The organism is Lysinibacillus sp. NPDC097279 (assembly GCF_044761745.1).
GTDB lineage: Bacteria > Bacillota > Bacilli > Bacillales_A > Planococcaceae > Lysinibacillus.
In genome coordinates, this window is the sequence record NZ_JBIWDA010000003.1 from 356,289 (window position 1) to 372,909 (window position 16,621).

Annotated in this window: 17 protein-coding genes; all 17 read left to right on the top strand. The window is 38.1% G+C overall.

All coding sequences use genetic code 11. The features are described 5' to 3' along the window. Positions 1–151: 151 nt before the first annotated feature. The 17 genes from rpiB to murA all read left to right on the top strand — a co-directional run bounded on the left by rpiB (position 152) and on the right by murA (position 16,603). Positions 152–589, top strand: a complete 438-nt coding sequence (rpiB, locus tag ACIQ1H_RS15380) for a ribose 5-phosphate isomerase B (RefSeq protein WP_173478613.1) — start codon at positions 152–154, stop codon at positions 587–589. 123 nt (positions 590–712) lie between these two features. After that, positions 713–1,255 carry a TIGR01440 family protein gene (locus tag ACIQ1H_RS15385; protein ID WP_402889876.1) on the top strand — a complete coding sequence of 181 codons (543 nt, stop codon included), beginning with the start codon at positions 713–715 and terminating at the stop codon, positions 1,253–1,255. 62 nt (positions 1,256–1,317) lie between these two features. After that, positions 1,318–2,559: a serine hydroxymethyltransferase gene (gene glyA, locus ACIQ1H_RS15390; RefSeq protein WP_173478611.1), complete on the top strand. Its 1,242-nt coding sequence runs from the start codon at positions 1,318–1,320 to the stop codon at positions 2,557–2,559. Positions 2,560–2,864: 305 nt separating this feature from the next. After that, positions 2,865–5,018 carry an EAL domain-containing protein gene (locus tag ACIQ1H_RS15395; RefSeq protein ID WP_402889878.1) on the top strand — a complete coding sequence of 718 codons (2,154 nt, stop codon included), beginning with the start codon at positions 2,865–2,867 and terminating at the stop codon, positions 5,016–5,018. Between the two features lie 127 nt (positions 5,019–5,145). After that, complete coding sequence (upp, locus tag ACIQ1H_RS15400; RefSeq protein WP_173478609.1) at positions 5,146–5,775, top strand: uracil phosphoribosyltransferase; 630 nt, start codon at positions 5,146–5,148, stop codon at positions 5,773–5,775. 180 nt (positions 5,776–5,955) lie between these two features. Continuing rightward, positions 5,956–7,077, top strand: coding sequence for a non-hydrolyzing UDP-N-acetylglucosamine 2-epimerase (gene wecB, locus ACIQ1H_RS15405; RefSeq protein WP_173478608.1), 1,122 nt, complete (start codon positions 5,956–5,958; stop codon positions 7,075–7,077). A gap of 541 nt (positions 7,078–7,618) precedes the next feature. Continuing rightward, positions 7,619–7,990 carry an ATP synthase subunit I gene (locus ACIQ1H_RS15410; RefSeq protein ID WP_139860289.1) on the top strand — a complete coding sequence of 124 codons (372 nt, stop codon included), beginning with the start codon at positions 7,619–7,621 and terminating at the stop codon, positions 7,988–7,990. Between the two features lie 35 nt (positions 7,991–8,025). After that, on the top strand, positions 8,026–8,736 hold the full coding sequence (gene atpB / locus ACIQ1H_RS15415; protein WP_402889880.1) for a F0F1 ATP synthase subunit A: 711 nt from the start codon (positions 8,026–8,028) through the stop codon (positions 8,734–8,736). A gap of 63 nt (positions 8,737–8,799) precedes the next feature. Further along, positions 8,800–9,024: a F0F1 ATP synthase subunit C gene (gene atpE, locus ACIQ1H_RS15420; RefSeq protein WP_004269474.1), complete on the top strand. Its 225-nt coding sequence runs from the start codon at positions 8,800–8,802 to the stop codon at positions 9,022–9,024. 177 nt (positions 9,025–9,201) lie between these two features. Next, a complete protein-coding gene (gene atpF / locus ACIQ1H_RS15425) occupies positions 9,202–9,720 on the top strand; it encodes a F0F1 ATP synthase subunit B (RefSeq protein WP_024362902.1) in 519 nt (172 codons plus the stop codon). Beyond that, positions 9,717–10,253: a F0F1 ATP synthase subunit delta gene (locus tag ACIQ1H_RS15430; RefSeq protein WP_402889882.1), complete on the top strand. Its 537-nt coding sequence runs from the start codon at positions 9,717–9,719 to the stop codon at positions 10,251–10,253. The genes atpF and ACIQ1H_RS15430 overlap by 4 nt, the downstream gene beginning before the upstream one ends. Before the next feature lie 28 nt (positions 10,254–10,281). Then, on the top strand, positions 10,282–11,790 hold the full coding sequence (gene atpA, locus ACIQ1H_RS15435) for a F0F1 ATP synthase subunit alpha (protein ID WP_173478606.1): 1,509 nt from the start codon (positions 10,282–10,284) through the stop codon (positions 11,788–11,790). Between the two features lie 49 nt (positions 11,791–11,839). Then, the gene (gene atpG, locus ACIQ1H_RS15440) at positions 11,840–12,697 is read left to right on the top strand and encodes an ATP synthase F1 subunit gamma (RefSeq protein ID WP_173478605.1); all 858 of its coding nucleotides are present in this window, start codon (positions 11,840–11,842) and stop codon (positions 12,695–12,697) included. A gap of 49 nt (positions 12,698–12,746) precedes the next feature. Further along, complete coding sequence (atpD, locus tag ACIQ1H_RS15445) at positions 12,747–14,162, top strand: F0F1 ATP synthase subunit beta (RefSeq protein ID WP_173478604.1); 1,416 nt, start codon at positions 12,747–12,749, stop codon at positions 14,160–14,162. Positions 14,163–14,186: 24 nt separating this feature from the next. Next, the gene (locus ACIQ1H_RS15450) at positions 14,187–14,594 is read left to right on the top strand and encodes a F0F1 ATP synthase subunit epsilon (RefSeq protein ID WP_173478603.1); all 408 of its coding nucleotides are present in this window, start codon (positions 14,187–14,189) and stop codon (positions 14,592–14,594) included. A gap of 58 nt (positions 14,595–14,652) precedes the next feature. Then, positions 14,653–14,892, top strand: a complete 240-nt coding sequence (locus ACIQ1H_RS15455; RefSeq protein WP_173478602.1) for a DUF1146 family protein — start codon at positions 14,653–14,655, stop codon at positions 14,890–14,892. Positions 14,893–15,289: 397 nt separating this feature from the next. Further along, entirely contained in the window at positions 15,290–16,603 is a 1,314-nt protein-coding gene (gene murA, locus ACIQ1H_RS15460) for a UDP-N-acetylglucosamine 1-carboxyvinyltransferase (protein ID WP_402889884.1), read from the top strand. The last annotated feature ends 18 nt before the right edge of the window (positions 16,604–16,621 follow it).

The following is a 16,621-nucleotide window of genomic DNA, read 5'->3' on the forward strand; positions in this document are numbered from 1 at the left end:
AATCGACTTAAAAATGAACGTTTTTAAGTCGAATTACAAGAAATGTTCGTCTTTTAGGAGAAATCAGCATAAAATTGCAACAAAAATCATGTTATTCTTGAAAGAGAAGTGGTAAACTAATGTTGACTATAATTCGAAATGAGGGAACCCAGTGAGAATAGCAATTTCTTCTGATCACGGAGGCAATAACTTACGTCGTGAGATTATGCAACTGTTAGATGAGCTTAATATTAGCTACGAAGATTTTGGTCCACAATCTGCGGATTCAGTAGACTATCCTGATTATGCAAAGCCAGTTTCTGAAGGTGTTGCTAACGGGGAATTTGATAAAGGCATTTTAATTTGTGGTACAGGGATTGGCATGTCCATCGCTGCGAACAAAGTAAAAGGCATTCGTTGTGCATTAGTGCATGATGTATTTAGTGCTAAAGCAACACGTTGCCATAATGATTCAAATATTTTAGCGATGGGTGAGCGCGTAATTGGCCCTGGCCTTGCACGTGAAATTGCTCAAACATGGCTTGAAACAGATTTTGAAGGTGGTCGTCATACACGCCGTGTAGAAAAAATCGCTGAATTAGAGCAGTAATACAAGATCGTTTTCAGCCGTTCACGCAAAAACAAATAGGTAGTGACAGTCTTGCACTGTCACTTTTACCTTAGCTTGACGCCTAGCGTAAATAAAAGACATTAAAATAAGGGGCTGAGCTTAATGGTTGTGCAACAAATCCAAACGCAATTGACTCAGTTACTCAGTGAATTCGAAGAGCAAGTAGTATTACGACCAAAGACTATTTTTGTCGTAGGCTGCTCTACGTCTGAAGTGATTGGTCAGAAAATTGGCACAGCAGGTGCACTTGAAACAGCAGAAGCAATTTTTGAGCCATTACAGGCATTTGCCAAGAAACATCAGCTATATTTAGCGTTCCAAGGCTGTGAGCATATCAATCGAGCGATAACGATGGAAGCTTCAGTTGCAGAACAGTTGGGCTATGAACCAGTGTCCGTTATTCCTGTTCGCACTGCAGGCGGGTCGATGTCAGCTTATGCCTATACAAAATTGGAAAGCCCAATAGTTGTAGAAGCGATACGTGCACATGCAGGTATTGATATAGGCCAAACTTTAATTGGTATGCATTTAAAGGAAGTAGCTGTTCCAGTTCGTACATCAGTGCGAATAGTAGGAGAAGCGGTTGTCACAGTAGCAACAACACGTCCAAAACTAATTGGTGGCGAACGTGCTGTATATAAATAACTCTACTTCTGTTGTCAGAGGTACATGTAAATAACGATTATACTTAGGAGGCTTTTTCAAACATGGCATACGAAAAATTAGCAGTACAAGACAAAGCAGTATTAGATGGGATTTTAGCTGAGAAAAAACGTCAACAAGCGAATATCGAGTTAATTGCATCTGAAAACTTTGTATCTGAAGCAGTAATGGAAGCACAAGGTTCAGTTCTTACTAACAAATATGCTGAAGGTTATCCTGGAAAACGTTACTATGGTGGCTGTGAACACGTAGACGTAGTAGAAGATATTGCACGTGATCGTGTGAAAGAACTTTTTGGGGCAGAATATGCCAACGTACAACCGCACTCTGGTGCACAAGCAAACATGGCTGTCTACCATACAATTTTACAACCAGGTGACACAGTGCTAGGAATGAACCTATCACATGGCGGTCACTTAACACATGGTTCGCCTGTAAACTTCTCAGGTATCCTTTATAATTTCGTAGAGTACGGAGTAACAGAAGATACACATGTTATCGATTATGAAGATGTTCGTCAAAAAGCATTAGCACACAAACCAAAACTAATTGTAGCTGGTGCATCTGCATACCCACGTGAAATCGATTTCTCTAAATTCCGTGAAATTGCAGACGAAGTAGGCGCTTACTTCATGGTGGATATGGCGCACATCGCTGGATTAGTAGCAGCAGGAGAGCACCAATCACCAGTTCCTTACGCTGATTTTGTTACATCTACAACACATAAAACATTACGTGGACCACGTGGTGGTTTAATTCTTGCTTCAAAAGAATGGGAGCAAAAATTAAATAAATCTGTATTCCCTGGTATTCAAGGTGGACCATTAATGCATGTTATCGCTGCAAAAGCAGTCGCATTTGGAGAAGCTTTACAACCTGAATTCAAAGACTACGCTAAACAAATTAAAGCAAATGCACGCGCTTTAGCAGAAGTGTTAATTGAAGAAGGTGTAGAAATCGTATCTAATGGTACTGATAATCACTTATTATTACTAAACGTAAAATCTCTTGGCTTAACTGGTAAAGTAGCAGAGCATGCATTAGATGAAGTAGGTATTACAACAAACAAAAACACAATTCCATACGATACGGAATCTCCATTTGTTACTTCTGGTGTTCGTATTGGTACACCTGCAGTTACATCACGCGGCTTTAAAGAAGAAGATATGAAAGAAGTTGGCGCAATTATTGCAGCTGTACTGAAAAACCCAGAAGATGAAGCTGTAAAAGCTGATGCAAAAGATCGTGTTAAAGTTTTAACTGATAAGCATCCATTATACGCATAATTATTATTGTTTAATTATAGGCTGTGCCTTAAGTGTGTTGTTCACTTTAGGCACAGCCTTTAGTTTTTATAAAATGAAGCCGACTGGATAAAACTGCAAAACTATATTTTTTGCTTATATAAAAATAAATTCATCTTATTTTTGGATTTTTTTACATAAATATAGGATAAAAGGTTATATTATATTGGATGAGGACAATTAATGTCCCGAAGTAGAATTGTTTTTTTGCAAAAGTGACAATTTATCGAATTTTTTATGTACAATATAAAGGAGTAGAATTGATGGATATAGACGGGAGGGGTTGGATGGTTACTAAATCTATGGACGTACAAAAAAATATTTTATTAACGACAATTCGTAACTTAGGTGAACAATCTAAAGAAAGCTACGTAATTTTGGATGCTAAAACTAATTTCATAGTAGAGTGTAATAATTCTTTTTGCATGCTAACAAATGCAATACGTTCACAGATTTTAGAAACAGATTATTTTGCGATGTTTTCAAGTGGGTTACAGACGACAATGCTTGAAAAAATAAAAGAGAAAATACATAGTGGAGCAATGGCGACAGAAAAGTTGCACCATCATCGCTTCGAACAGCCACCATTTTGGGCAGAAATGCAAACCCTTCCTTTTCAAAATGATGATAATGAAACATTATTCGTATTAATAATTGTGAAGGATATAACGTATTATCATACTGAAGATTTTATAGCGGAATTAGAGAAAACCGTTTATGAGGCAATAGAAAAAGACCAGCCATTTTATAAAAAAATGGACACTATTTGTAGCAAAATAAATCAATTTTTCATGCCATATGTGTTTAGCTCAGTTCTTATTAAAACAGAGTCAAATCAATTACAAGTTTTTACGTCTAGTAGTGTTCGCCAACATGTGCCTCAGCTTTTCGAGATGAGTGACTTCTATCGAAAGGTGATGCAACAGGAAACACCGATAATCGCTTATAAACTAGATGAGGTTGCTATTCCAATAGAATTTAAAAATTTTGCTAACCTAACAAATAATCACTCGGGATGGTTTGTACCTATTCGCAATCAAAAACAACAAGCGATTGGACTTTTTGCAATATTTTCTCAATACCCAGGAGAAAGTGTATTTTTTAACAATGTGTTTCAAAAAATCGGAGCACTTGTTGCATTAGCATATTCATATGCGAAAACACAGAAAAAAATATGGGATTTAGCATATAAAGATATTACGACGGGCTTACCAAATCGACATAGCTTCTTAAATAAGATGGAAAAGGAAGAACAGCGAGGGCGAATAGGCTTTATTAAAATAGTAAAACCAAGTGAATTTCATCAAGTTGTTGAATTATATGGGCGAGAAGCAGGGGATGAATTATTAAGACAAATTGCCAGACGTCTTCAAGAACATAACAATGATTTGAAAGAGTATATTGCTAGATTCACAAGCTCTAGTCTTATTATTTCACAATTGACACCTGATGAAGAGCTCAATGATTATGAGCTTCGCATAAAAGAATTAACGCGCCAGCCTTTTATTATAAATGGTAAACATATGTATATTACATTAAAGACAGGAATTTCTTCTTTTGATAAAGATATTAAAATTGCAGATGCAATAAGATTTGCAGATAATGCATTATCTTATGCGGCCAACAAGCCAGGGACGCATATGGAGATTTTTACGAAGGAACGCAATGATTTACTAGAACAACAAATGACGGTATTAAATCATTTATCCCAAGCACTTAAAAATAAAGAGATTTCGGTAAATCTACAACCAAAAGTAGATTTACGAACGGGGGAAATTCAAAGTATTGAAGCGCTAGCTCGTTGGCATTCTCCAGTGCTCGGATTTGTATCACCAGCGATGTTTATACCTGTTGCTGAAAATGCAGGGAAGGTTCGTGAAATTGACATACAAATTTTAGAAATTGTTCTTGCTTGGCTAGCGGAGCGTCAACAATTGGGCAAAAAGTTAGTGAAAGTCGCGGTCAATATATCGCCTGATCATTTTTACTATCCTCATTTTGTAAGGGATATCCGACTTTTAGTTGAAAAATATAGGATTAGCCCAAGCAATATTATTTTAGAAGTAACTGAAAATATCGGCTTAGTAGATTTTCAAACCGCATTTGCCATTATTCAAGAATTAAAGAGCTATGGCTTTAAAACATCCGTGGATGATTTTGGGACGGGTTTTTCCTCACTTAGTTATTTACAAAGATTGCCGTTCACGGAGTTAAAAATAGATCGTAGCTTTATTAATGATATAAATGATGCAGCGACATTGGCGATTGTCCGTTCAATCATTCAGCTTGCCTTAAATTTAGGCATGACATCTGTTGCAGAGGGAATCGAAAATGAGGAACAGGTTGAGATATTACGTGCGCTTGGTTGTAAGGTAGGACAAGGTTACTTCTATTATAAACCGATGGCGATTGAGCAAGTTGATTCTATACTTGATGTATAATTTGCTTCTATTTGTAGCAAACACTCTGGAAAAGGGAATATCTCGAATTTATTTTTGAGACAGCTCATGTTTTCTGTTATACTAGTTGAGATAAAAATGAAATCCGAACGGTTAGGAGAGAACCCCTTTGAGCAAAGTATACGTATTTGATCATCCACTAATCCAACACAAGTTAACTTATATTCGTGATAAAAATACAGGAACAAAAGAATTTCGTGAGCTAGTTGATGAGGTCGCAACATTAATGGCATTCGAAATTACGCGAGAAATGCCTGTAGAAGAAATTGAAATTGAAACACCAGTAACAATCGCGAAAACAAAAGTTCTTTCAGGGAAAAAACTTGCAATTGTCCCAATCTTACGCGCAGGTATTGGTATGGTAGATGGCGTATTAAAACTAATTCCAGCTGCGAAAGTTGGCCATATTGGTCTTTACCGTGACCCAGAAACATTAAAACCTGTTGAGTACTATGCAAAACTTCCAGCAGATGTGGAAGAACGCGATTTCATTATTGTAGACCCAATGCTTGCTACGGGTGGTTCAGCAGTGGAAGCTATCAACTCACTAAAAAAACGCGGTGCGAAAAGCATTAAATTTATGTGTTTAATTGCTGCGCCAGAGGGTGTAAAAGTAATTCAAGATGAGCATCCAGATGTGGACATCTATATTGCAGCACTTGACGAAAAGTTAAATGATCATGGATATATTGTTCCAGGTCTAGGTGATGCTGGTGACCGTTTATTCGGTACGAAATAATAAGTAGGAAATTGCCCGAAAAGCAATATCGTTTTCCTACAGCAACTTTATAGCATTTGAAAGCGTCCTTCATTATTGAAGGACGTTTCATAGTATGTTTAGGCAATTAGGTCTCACTTATTTTGGATGTAGACTATAACGCTTGATGTACAATATAACCAAAGGACGGTGCAAATCGTTTTGACGAAAAAATGGAAAGTGATGACGATTTTCGGTACGAGACCAGAGGCGATAAAAATGGCCCCGCTTGTATTGGAATTACAAAAACATCCCGAGCAAGTGGAATCAATCGTGACTGTAACAGCACAACATCGCCAAATGCTTGACCAAGTATTAGAAACATTTAAAATCACACCCGACTACGATTTAAATATAATGAAGGATCGTCAAACGCTAATTGACGTGACAACAAATGCATTACAAGGTTTAGATAAAGTCATGAAAGAAGCACAACCTGATATCGTTTTAGTGCATGGTGACACAGCGACAACATTTATCGCAAGTTTAGCAGCATTTTATAATCAAATTGCGATTGGACATGTTGAAGCAGGTCTTCGAACTTGGAATAAGTATTCTCCTTACCCAGAGGAAATGAATCGTCAGTTAACAGGTGTCATGGCTGATTTGCACTTTGCACCAACAGAAGTATCGAAGAAAAATCTTCTGGATGAAAATAAAAATGCAGATACTATTTTTGTCACTGGTAATACGGCTATTGATGCATTAGCTACAACAGTGAGTGAGCATTATACACATCCCGTGTTAGAAAAAATAGCAAACGATCGCATGATATTATTAACAGCACATCGCAGAGAAAATCTTGGTGAGCCAATGCGCCATATGTTCCGAGCGATTACACGGATATTAGCTGAACATGATGATGTTCAAGTTGTCTACCCAGTGCATATGAACCCTGCTGTTCGAGAAATTGCCAATGAAATATTAGGTGATAATGACCGAGTGCATTTAATTGAACCTCTTGAAGTGTTTGATTTCCATAACTTCGCTGCGAATTCTTATATGATCTTAACGGACTCTGGTGGTGTGCAAGAAGAGGCGCCGTCATTAGGAAAACCAGTTCTAGTTCTTCGTGATACAACAGAACGTCCAGAAGGAATCGCTGCTGGAACTTTGAAACTAGCAGGAACAGAAGAGGAAACAATTTATTCTCTTGCAAAAGAATTACTAGAGAATAAAGATGCATACGAAGCTATGGCAAAAGCCTCTAATCCTTATGGCGATGGGCATGCTTCACAGCGAATCGTTGAAGCGCTCTTGAATTTTTTACAAAAAGGCAAGTAATATATCATTTTGACTTCTAAAAAATAAGCAAAAAGAACTAAAATTCTTTGCTGAGCTAATTTACGAGCATATTTATGTCGTAAATTAGCTTTTTTTTGCATTATTCTAAAAAAGTTTTTGTAATCTATGAAAGTTCATACACAAATTTGTCAACAATTTGACAAGAGTATAGTAGCTGTGAAGTTTTTCTCCTTTACTAATTGACTTCAAATATCTCCTATTGTATGCTTACAAAGGGTAAGAATGATAAGGGTTTCAATTCGTTGATAGACGTTGAAACACTTGTTATATCAAGTTTCTACTAAATTGACAGTTCAAACCATCGCTGTCGATTTGCAACGTTTTGTGCGTTTCGGTATATCACCGAATCAGTAAGGGGTGTAAGGCATTATTAGGAATTTACACCTGTAATTTCATTCAAATGACTCTCCCATTACTATTCCGCTGTGAGTAGTGTTTTTCACTGCTCTTTTCTGATTTCACAAAGTGGTCAGCAAACGTTTTCTTTACTCGAAAAAATGATTCAGGAGACTACAAACCAATGCTAGATTTGCATCACATTTTTGCTGTGCAGAAGAGAGCGTTATTTTTTTTGCTCGCACTTTGCGCATTAGGCTGGGGCTTTACGTCCTTTCAAACAGTTTTTGCGGGCATCGCAATCGGTGCATTTTTTGGTACGTATAATTTTTGGATTTTGGTTCGCCGTATGGAGAAGTTTGATCGTTCCATTAGTGAAGGGAAGAAAATAGGTTCACTTGGTACAGCACTGCGTTTTGGATCAGGTGTAGCGGCAGTCGCTATAGCCATTTCGTTGCCAAACTATTTTCACTTGATTAGCACGGTCATAGGGCTAATGATTCCGTACGTAGTTCTCTTTGTCGAGAGAATTGTATCTCATGTAAGGAACCACTAATTGTGCTTTATTAGAAAGAGAGGTGAAAAATAACAATGAATCATGAAGCTCCGTTAGTAACCATAGGTTTTTTAACATTTAACTTATCTACAGTGATGATGTTACTAGTTGCAGCAATAGTCGTATTTTTAATCGCTGTTATCTCAACTAGAAACTTAAAGTTAAAACCGACTGGTATGCAAAACTTTATGGAATGGATTATGGATTTCGTAAAGAATATCATCAAAAGCAACATGGACTGGAAAACTGGTGGACGATTCCACATTCTAGGTATCACACTTATTATGTTTATCGCAGTATCTAACTTATTAGGTCTTCCATTCTCTATCGTCTATGACCATGAACTTTGGTGGAAATCGCCAACAGCTGACCCAACGGTTACAATGACTCTTGCAACAATGATTTTAGTATTATCTCAATACTATGGTATCAAAATGAAGGGTACAGGCCATTATGTTGGTACATTCTTCAAACCAATGTCATTTATGTTCCCACTAAAAATTATTGAAGAGTTTGCGAACACTTTAACATTAGGTCTGCGTCTTTACGGTAACATTTATGCAGGTGAAATTTTACTTGCATTAATCGCAGGTTTAGCCGTATCAGGTCCAATAGGGTTCGTAGGTGCAATTGTTCCTATGATGGCATGGCAAGGTTTCTCTATTTTCATCGGCTTTATCCAAGCCTTTATCTTCACAATGTTAACAATGGTTTACATGGCTCATAAAGTGAGCGATGACCATTAATATAAAGCATAAAATTTATGCTTGAACCAAAAAAACAAACAATTCCAAGGAGGAAATTTTAAAATGACAGGTTCATTAGGTTTATTAGCAGCAGCAATCGCAATCGGTTTAGGTGCACTTGGTGCAGGTATTGGTAACGGTCTTATCGTATCAAAAACAGTTGAAGGTATCGCTCGCCAACCAGAAGCTCGTGGCGTTCTTCAAACTACTATGTTCATCGGGGTTGCATTAGTTGAAGCATTACCGATCATCGCAGTAGTAGTAGCATTCATCGTAATGAACAAATAATTCAGTTGTATACTGAATTTTACTAGTGGCGAAGCAGGATTCTCCAGATGAAACTTCGCCCTTCATTTTGGAACTGATAAAAGCTATGTGCAAATATAGCTTTTTAAAATAGGTAAGTTTTTAAGTATTACAAACTAATATGTTGAAGTTAAAGCTCTTGAAGGGAGTGAAACAATCGTGTTTTTAGACAATCTTGTACTAGGTGCAGGTGGAGGATTTAATGGTGGAGATATCGTCTCAACATTAGTCATCTTCTTAGTATTAATGCTTCTACTTAAAAAGTTCGCTTGGGGTCCATTAATGGGCATTATGCAACAACGTGAAGAATTAGTAGCTAGTGAGATCGAAGCAGCTGAAAAAGCTCGTAAAGATTCGCACAAATTTTTAGAAGAACAAAAAAGTCTTCTTAAAGAAGCTCGTACGGAAGCACAATCGATTGTTGAGGGTGCTAAGAAGCAAGGCGAAATGCAAAAAGAAGAAATTCTTACAGCAGCTCGCAATGAAGCTAACCGCTTAAAAGAATCGGCTTTACGTGAAATCGAGTCTGAAAAAGAAAAGGCTATCGCAGCTGTACGTGATGAAGTCGTTTCATTATCTGTACTTGCAGCATCTAAAGTCCTTAGCAAAGAGATTTCTGAGGCAGACAACCGTGCTCTAATTGAAGAGACGATTGCGAAGGCAGGGGAAGCTCAATGAGTAATTCAACTGTAGCAAAGCGTTACGCTCAAGCTCTATTTGAAATTGCGCAACAAAAAAATATTCTTGCAGAAGTTGGGGCAGACTTAAACGAGTTAACAAAAGTTGTTACACAATCTCCAGATTTTTTAACACTTTTAAACGCGCCTAAGTTCTCTATCGAACGCAAGAAACAAATGGTAGCTGAAATCTTTGCAAGTGCAACGCCAGAAGTTTTACACACAGTTCAACTACTTGTAGAGAAAAAACGTGTAAACGAAGTGAAGCTAATTGCAAACGCATATGCTGAGCTTGCTGCACAGGCACAAGGTTCTGCAGATGCAACTGTATTCTCAACTCGTGAACTTTCTGCTGAAGAAAGCGCTAAAATTTCTGCGGCATTCGCTAAACTTGTTGGGAAACAATCATTAAACATTACAAACGAAATCGATCCTTCATTAATAGGTGGTATTCGTGTTCAAATCGGTAACCATATTTATGATAGCTCAGTAGTGAATAAACTTGAGCGTCTAAAACGTGAATTAATCGGTTAATAATTTAGAAATGTGAGAGGTGACATACATGGGCATCAAGGCTGAAGAAATCAGCAGTCTGATTAAACAACAGATTGAGAATTATGAATCTGAACTTAAAGTAAGCGAAGTTGGTACAGTTATCCGTATTGGTGACGGTATCGCTCTTGCTCATGGCCTCGACAACGCCATGGCTGGAGAGCTTCTAGAGTTCTCTAACGGTGTTATGGGTATGGCTCAAAACCTAGAAGAAGGTAACGTTGGTATCGTTATCTTAGGTCCATACACAGACATCAAAGAAGGCGATGAAGTTCGTCGTACAGGTCGTATTATGGAAGTTCCAGTTGGTGAAGAACTAATTGGCCGTGTTGTAAACCCACTAGGTCAACCAGTGGATGGACAAGGTCCAATCAACACAACTAAATCTCGTCCAATCGAAAGCCCAGCTTTCGGTGTAATGGCTCGTAAATCAGTACACGAACCACTACAAACTGGTATCAAAGCGATTGACGCACTTGTACCAATCGGTCGTGGTCAACGTGAGTTAATCATTGGTGACCGCCAAGTTGGTAAAACATCTGTAGCAATCGATACAATCCTTAACCAAAATGACCAAAACATGATCTGTATCTATGTTGCAATTGGTCAAAAAGAATCTACTGTACGTGGTGTAGTAGAAACTTTCCGTAAACATGGCGCTTTAGATTACACAATCGTTGTGACAGCATCAGCTTCTCAACCAGCTCCATTATTATTCTTAGCACCATTCGCTGGTGTATCTATGGCAGAGGAATTCATGTTACAAGGTAAACACGTATTAATCGTGTATGATGATCTTTCTAAACAAGCATCAGCTTACCGTGAACTTTCACTTCTTCTACGCCGTCCTCCAGGTCGTGAAGCTTACCCTGGTGACGTATTCTACTTACACAGCCGCTTATTAGAACGTGCTGCGAAGTTAAATGAAACATATCAAAATGGTTCAATTACAGCTCTTCCATTCGTTGAGACACAAGCTGGGGATATCTCTGCATACATCCCAACTAACGTTATCTCAATCACTGATGGACAAATTTTCTTACAATCTGACTTATTCAACTCAGGTGTACGTCCAGCGATTAACGCCGGTCTTTCTGTATCACGTGTAGGTGGATCTGCTCAAATTAAAGCGATGAAAAAAGTTGCGGGTACACTACGTCTTGACTTAGCTGCATTCCGTGAGCTTGAATCTTTCGCTCAATTCGGTTCAGATTTAGATAAAATCACACTTGCTAAACTTGAGCGTGGTAAACGTACGGTTGAAGTTCTTAAACAAGACCTAAACAAACCACTTAAAGTTGAAAAACAAGTGGCAATCCTTTATGCATTAACTAAAGGTCACTTAGATGATATTCCAGTTCAAGATATCGTTCGTTTTGAATCTGAATTCTTAAGCTGGTTAGATACAAACCACACAAACGTTTTAGATCATGTTCGTACTACTAAAGAACTTGCTCCTGACGCGGAATACGTAGCAGCTTTAACTGCATTCAAAAAAACTTTCGCTAAATCAGAATAAGTAAGAAAAATAGTCGCTTGATTAAAAAACAAAAGGTGGTGAAATACCAGTGGTAAACTTACGCGAAATAAAAGGTCGTATTAATTCAACAAAGAGTACGAAACAAATTACGAAAGCGATGCAGATGGTTTCTTCTTCAAAGTTACGTCGTGCAGAGCAAAACGCTAAAGCTTACGTTCCATACATGGAAAAAATTCAGGACGTAGTAGGCGCTATCGCTTCAGGTACAAAAGACAGTGGACATCCAATGTTAACTGCACGTCCTGTTAAGAAAACAGCTTACTTAGTCATTGGTTCTGACCGTGGTCTTGCAGGTGCTTACAACTCAAGTATCCTTCGTCAAGTGCAACGTACAATCAACGAGCGTCATAAATCAAAAGACGAATACGTTGTGTTAGCAGTAGGTCGTGTTGTTCGTGATTACTTTGTGAAACGTGATCATAATGTTATTAGCAGTGTAGTTGCTCTTCCTGACCAACCGTCATTTGCTGATATTAAAGAAATCGCTCGTAATGCTGTTGGTATGTTCATTGACGGTACGTATGATGAACTTTATATGTACTATAATCACTTTGTTAGCGCTATCGCTAATGAAGTGACAGAGAAAAAACTTCTTCCATTAACTGATATTGCAACTGTAAGCAGTAAAGCTTCTTATGAATTCGAGCCATCTGGTGAAGCAATTCTTGAAGTATTACTTCCACAATATGCGGAAAGCCTAGTTTACGGCGCATTATTAGATGGAAAAGCAAGTGAACATGCTTCTCGTATGACTGCTATGAAAAATGCAACTGATAACGCATCTGATCTTATCGGAGATCTTTCATTGCAATATAACCGTGCACGTCAAGCAGCAATTACACAAGAAATTACAGAAATCGTTGGTGGGGCTGCAGCCTTAGAATAGGCTCAGCTCACCAATGTCGTATAAGAATACGATAGGAGGGTACACAGTAATGAATAAAGGACATGTTATTCAAGTAATGGGTCCAGTTGTTGACGTAAAATTCGACAATGGCCAATTACCAGCAATCTATAACTCATTAACAGTTAAGATTGAACGTCCTAATGAAGAACCAACAACTCTTGCATTAGAAGTTGCACTTCATTTAGGTGATGATTCTGTTCGTACAATTGCAATGTCATCTACTGATGGCTTACAACGTGGAGCAGAAGTAACAGACTCAGGAAAAGCTATCTCAGTACCAGTTGGTGAAGTGACTCTTGGTCGTGTATTCAACGTATTAGGAGAAGTAATCGACTTAGGTGAAGAAATTCCAGCTGATGCTCGTCGTGATTCAATTCACCGCGAAGCACCAACTTTCGATGAGCTTTCAACTTCAGTTGAAATCCTTGAAACAGGTATCAAAGTAGTAGACTTATTAGCACCATATATTAAAGGTGGTAAAATCGGTCTATTCGGTGGTGCCGGTGTAGGTAAAACTGTATTAATCCAAGAATTAATCAACAACATCGCACAAGAGCACTCAGGTATCTCTGTATTCGCTGGTGTAGGTGAGCGTACTCGTGAAGGGAACGACTTATTCTTCGAGATGAGCGATTCAGGCGTTATCAAGCAAACAGCGATGGTATTCGGTCAAATGAACGAGCCACCAGGCGCACGTATGCGTGTAGCTTTAACTGGTCTTACAATGGCAGAATACTTCCGTGATGAGCAAGGTGCAGACGTACTTTTATTCATCGACAATATCTTCCGTTTCACACAAGCAGGTTCAGAGGTTTCTGCCCTATTAGGTCGTATGCCTTCTGCGGTAGGTTACCAACCAACACTTGCTACTGAAATGGGTAAATTACAAGAACGTATCACATCTACTAACAAAGGTTCTGTAACTTCTATTCAAGCGATTTATGTACCAGCCGATGACTATACTGACCCGGCTCCAGCTACAACTTTCGCCCACTTAGATGCAACTACTAACCTTGAGCGTAAATTATCTGAAATGGGTATCTACCCTGCGGTTGACCCATTAGCTTCGACTTCTCGTGCATTATCACCAGAAATCGTAGGCGCTGAGCACTACGCAGTAGCAACTGGCGTACAACGTACAATCCAACGTTACCGTGAATTACAAGATATCATTGCTATCTTAGGTATGGATGAGTTATCTGATGAAGATAAACAAACAGTTGAACGTGCTCGTCGTATTCAATTCTTCTTATCTCAAAACTTCCACGTTGCGGAACAATTCACTGGTCAAAAAGGTTCTTACGTTCCTGTTAAAGAAACGGTTCGTTCATTCAAGGAAATCCTTGATGGTAAACACGATCACCTACCAGAAGATGCTTTCCGTTTAGTTGGTTCTATTGAAGAAGTAGTTGAAAAAGCGAAAAGCATGGGCGTAGAGGTTTAATACTAGGGACGAGGAGGAAAAAATATGAAGACAGTTACAGTCAATATTGTCACTCCCGACGGCCCAGTATACGATTCTGAAGTATCAATGGTAATCGCGAAAACAACTTCTGGTGAGATTGGTGTTCTTGCTGGCCATATTCCAATGGTTGCTCCACTTGCAATTGGTGCAGTGAAGCTGAAAAAAGAAGACGGTTCTACTGAAGTTGTAGCTGTAAGCGGTGGTTTCATTGAAGTTCGTCCAGAAAAGATCTCAATTTTAGCACCTTCTGCTGAAATTGCTGAAGATATCGATGTTCAACGTGCTAAAGAAGCCGTTAAACGTGCTGAAGGACGAATTCAAAGCAAACAAGATAACATTGATTTCAAACGTGCTGACCTAGCATTAAAACGTGCGTTGAATCGTATCAACGTTCATGAGGGTAATATCTAATTCAATTTTTAACGGGCAGATTCAATATCTGCCCGTTTTTTAAATGGAGGAACACGATGTGGAAATTTATGAGGCAGTAGGGCAAGAAGCTTTAATGGGGATTCTATCGCATCTATTTTTTATTGCTATCACATTTTACGCTTTGCAAGCCTTCATGTTAGAAAAACTATTTAAGAAAAATAAAGTATTTCAAATACAGTTGATCTATATTTTGTTAAGCATTGCGATAGGCACAGCAGTTTCTAATTTCTTTCTTCAAATTTCAAGCTGGTCTGGAAAACTTCCGTACTTATTTTAAATTTAGCGAGATAAACATAATACGTAGACGGAAGCATAACTTTATAGGTACATATTTCGAAGGGCTCCATAAGATAACTTATGTGGTCCTTTGAAATATGTACAAAAGAGGTTTAACAATCCATATAAACGGATATATTTTAGTCACGAACTTTCATTATGTATAAGAGAATTACATTTTTTACCGTGTTATTGGTCATTCACAAAAAAAAAAATAATGCGTACAATAAATAAATAGCAAAATATCAATAAATGCATTAAAATAGTGATTTGGACGCTTGAACGAGCGTGTGAAAAGTTGTACTATAAAGTTGTTTGTTTACTGATTATGACATTATACATCTTTTTTTAAAATAAATTTTCGATAGGTTAAGAGATTGAATTCGGAGGGACGTAGGGTGGATAAAATTATAGTGACTGGCGGCCAAAAGCTACAGGGAAAAGTTCGTGTAGAGGGCGCAAAAAATGCAGTGTTACCAATCCTGGCAGCAGCTTTACTTGCTTCAAAAGGAGAAAATGTAATTAAAGAAGTCCCTAACTTAGCAGATGTTTATACCATAAATGAAGTACTAAAAAGTCTAAACGCTGATGTTACATATATACCAGAAGACAATATTGTATATATAGACGCAACAAAGGATCTTTCAAGTGAAGCTCAATTTGAATTTGTTAGTAAAATGCGTGCATCAATTTTAGTAATGGGCTCTTTACTTGCTCGTAATGGCTTTGCACGTGTAGCTTTACCGGGTGGTTGTGCAATCGGTTCACGTCCAATAGAATTACATTTAAAAGGCTTTGAGGCAATGGGTGCAAAAATTTCATTTGGGCACGGGTATGTGGAAGCGAAGGTAGAGGGTCGTTTACAAGGTGCGAATGTGTATTTAGATTTCCCAAGTGTTGGAGCTACAGAAAATATTATGACGGCAGCATCTTTAGCAAAAGGAACGACTGTTATTGAAAATGCAGCAAAAGAACCTGAAATCGTAGATCTTGCTAACTTCATTAATAGTATGGGAGGCCGTGTTATTGGTGCAGGTACGAATACGATTCGTATAGAAGGTGTCGACACATTATATGGAATTGAACATCACATTATACCAGACCGTATAGAGGCAGGTACATTTATGGTAGCTGCTGCGATAACAAAAGGTGATGTAACGATAGAAAATGCTGTGCCTGAGCATATGACGGCTCTAATAGCTAAAATGCGTGAAATGGGCGTAGAAATTACAGAGCTAGATGAAGGTATACGCGTATATGTACCAAGTACATTAAAAGCTGTAGACATTAAAACAATGCCACATCCAGGCTTCCCAACGGATATGCAATCACAAATGATGGCATTAATGTTAACTGCAGAAGGTACGAGTATTATTACCGAAACTGTTTTTGAAAACCGTTTTATGCACGTAGAAGAGTTTCGTCGCATGAATGCAGGCGCAAAAATAGAAGGCCGCTCTGTCTTTATCGAAGGCCCTGTAGATCTACAGGGAGCTGAAGTTATGGCTACAGATTTACGAGCTGCCGCTGCATTAATTTTAGCTGGTCTTGTATCAGAAGGTATTACGAGAGTTACAAAGCTTCATCACTTAGATCGTGGTTATGTAGATTTCCATGGGAAATTAGCGTCACTTGGCGCTAATATTGAACGTGTAACAACTATGGAAGTTGTACAAAAAGAAAAAGCATCTTTGGAATTACCAACAAACTAACGCTAATGAAATCTCTTT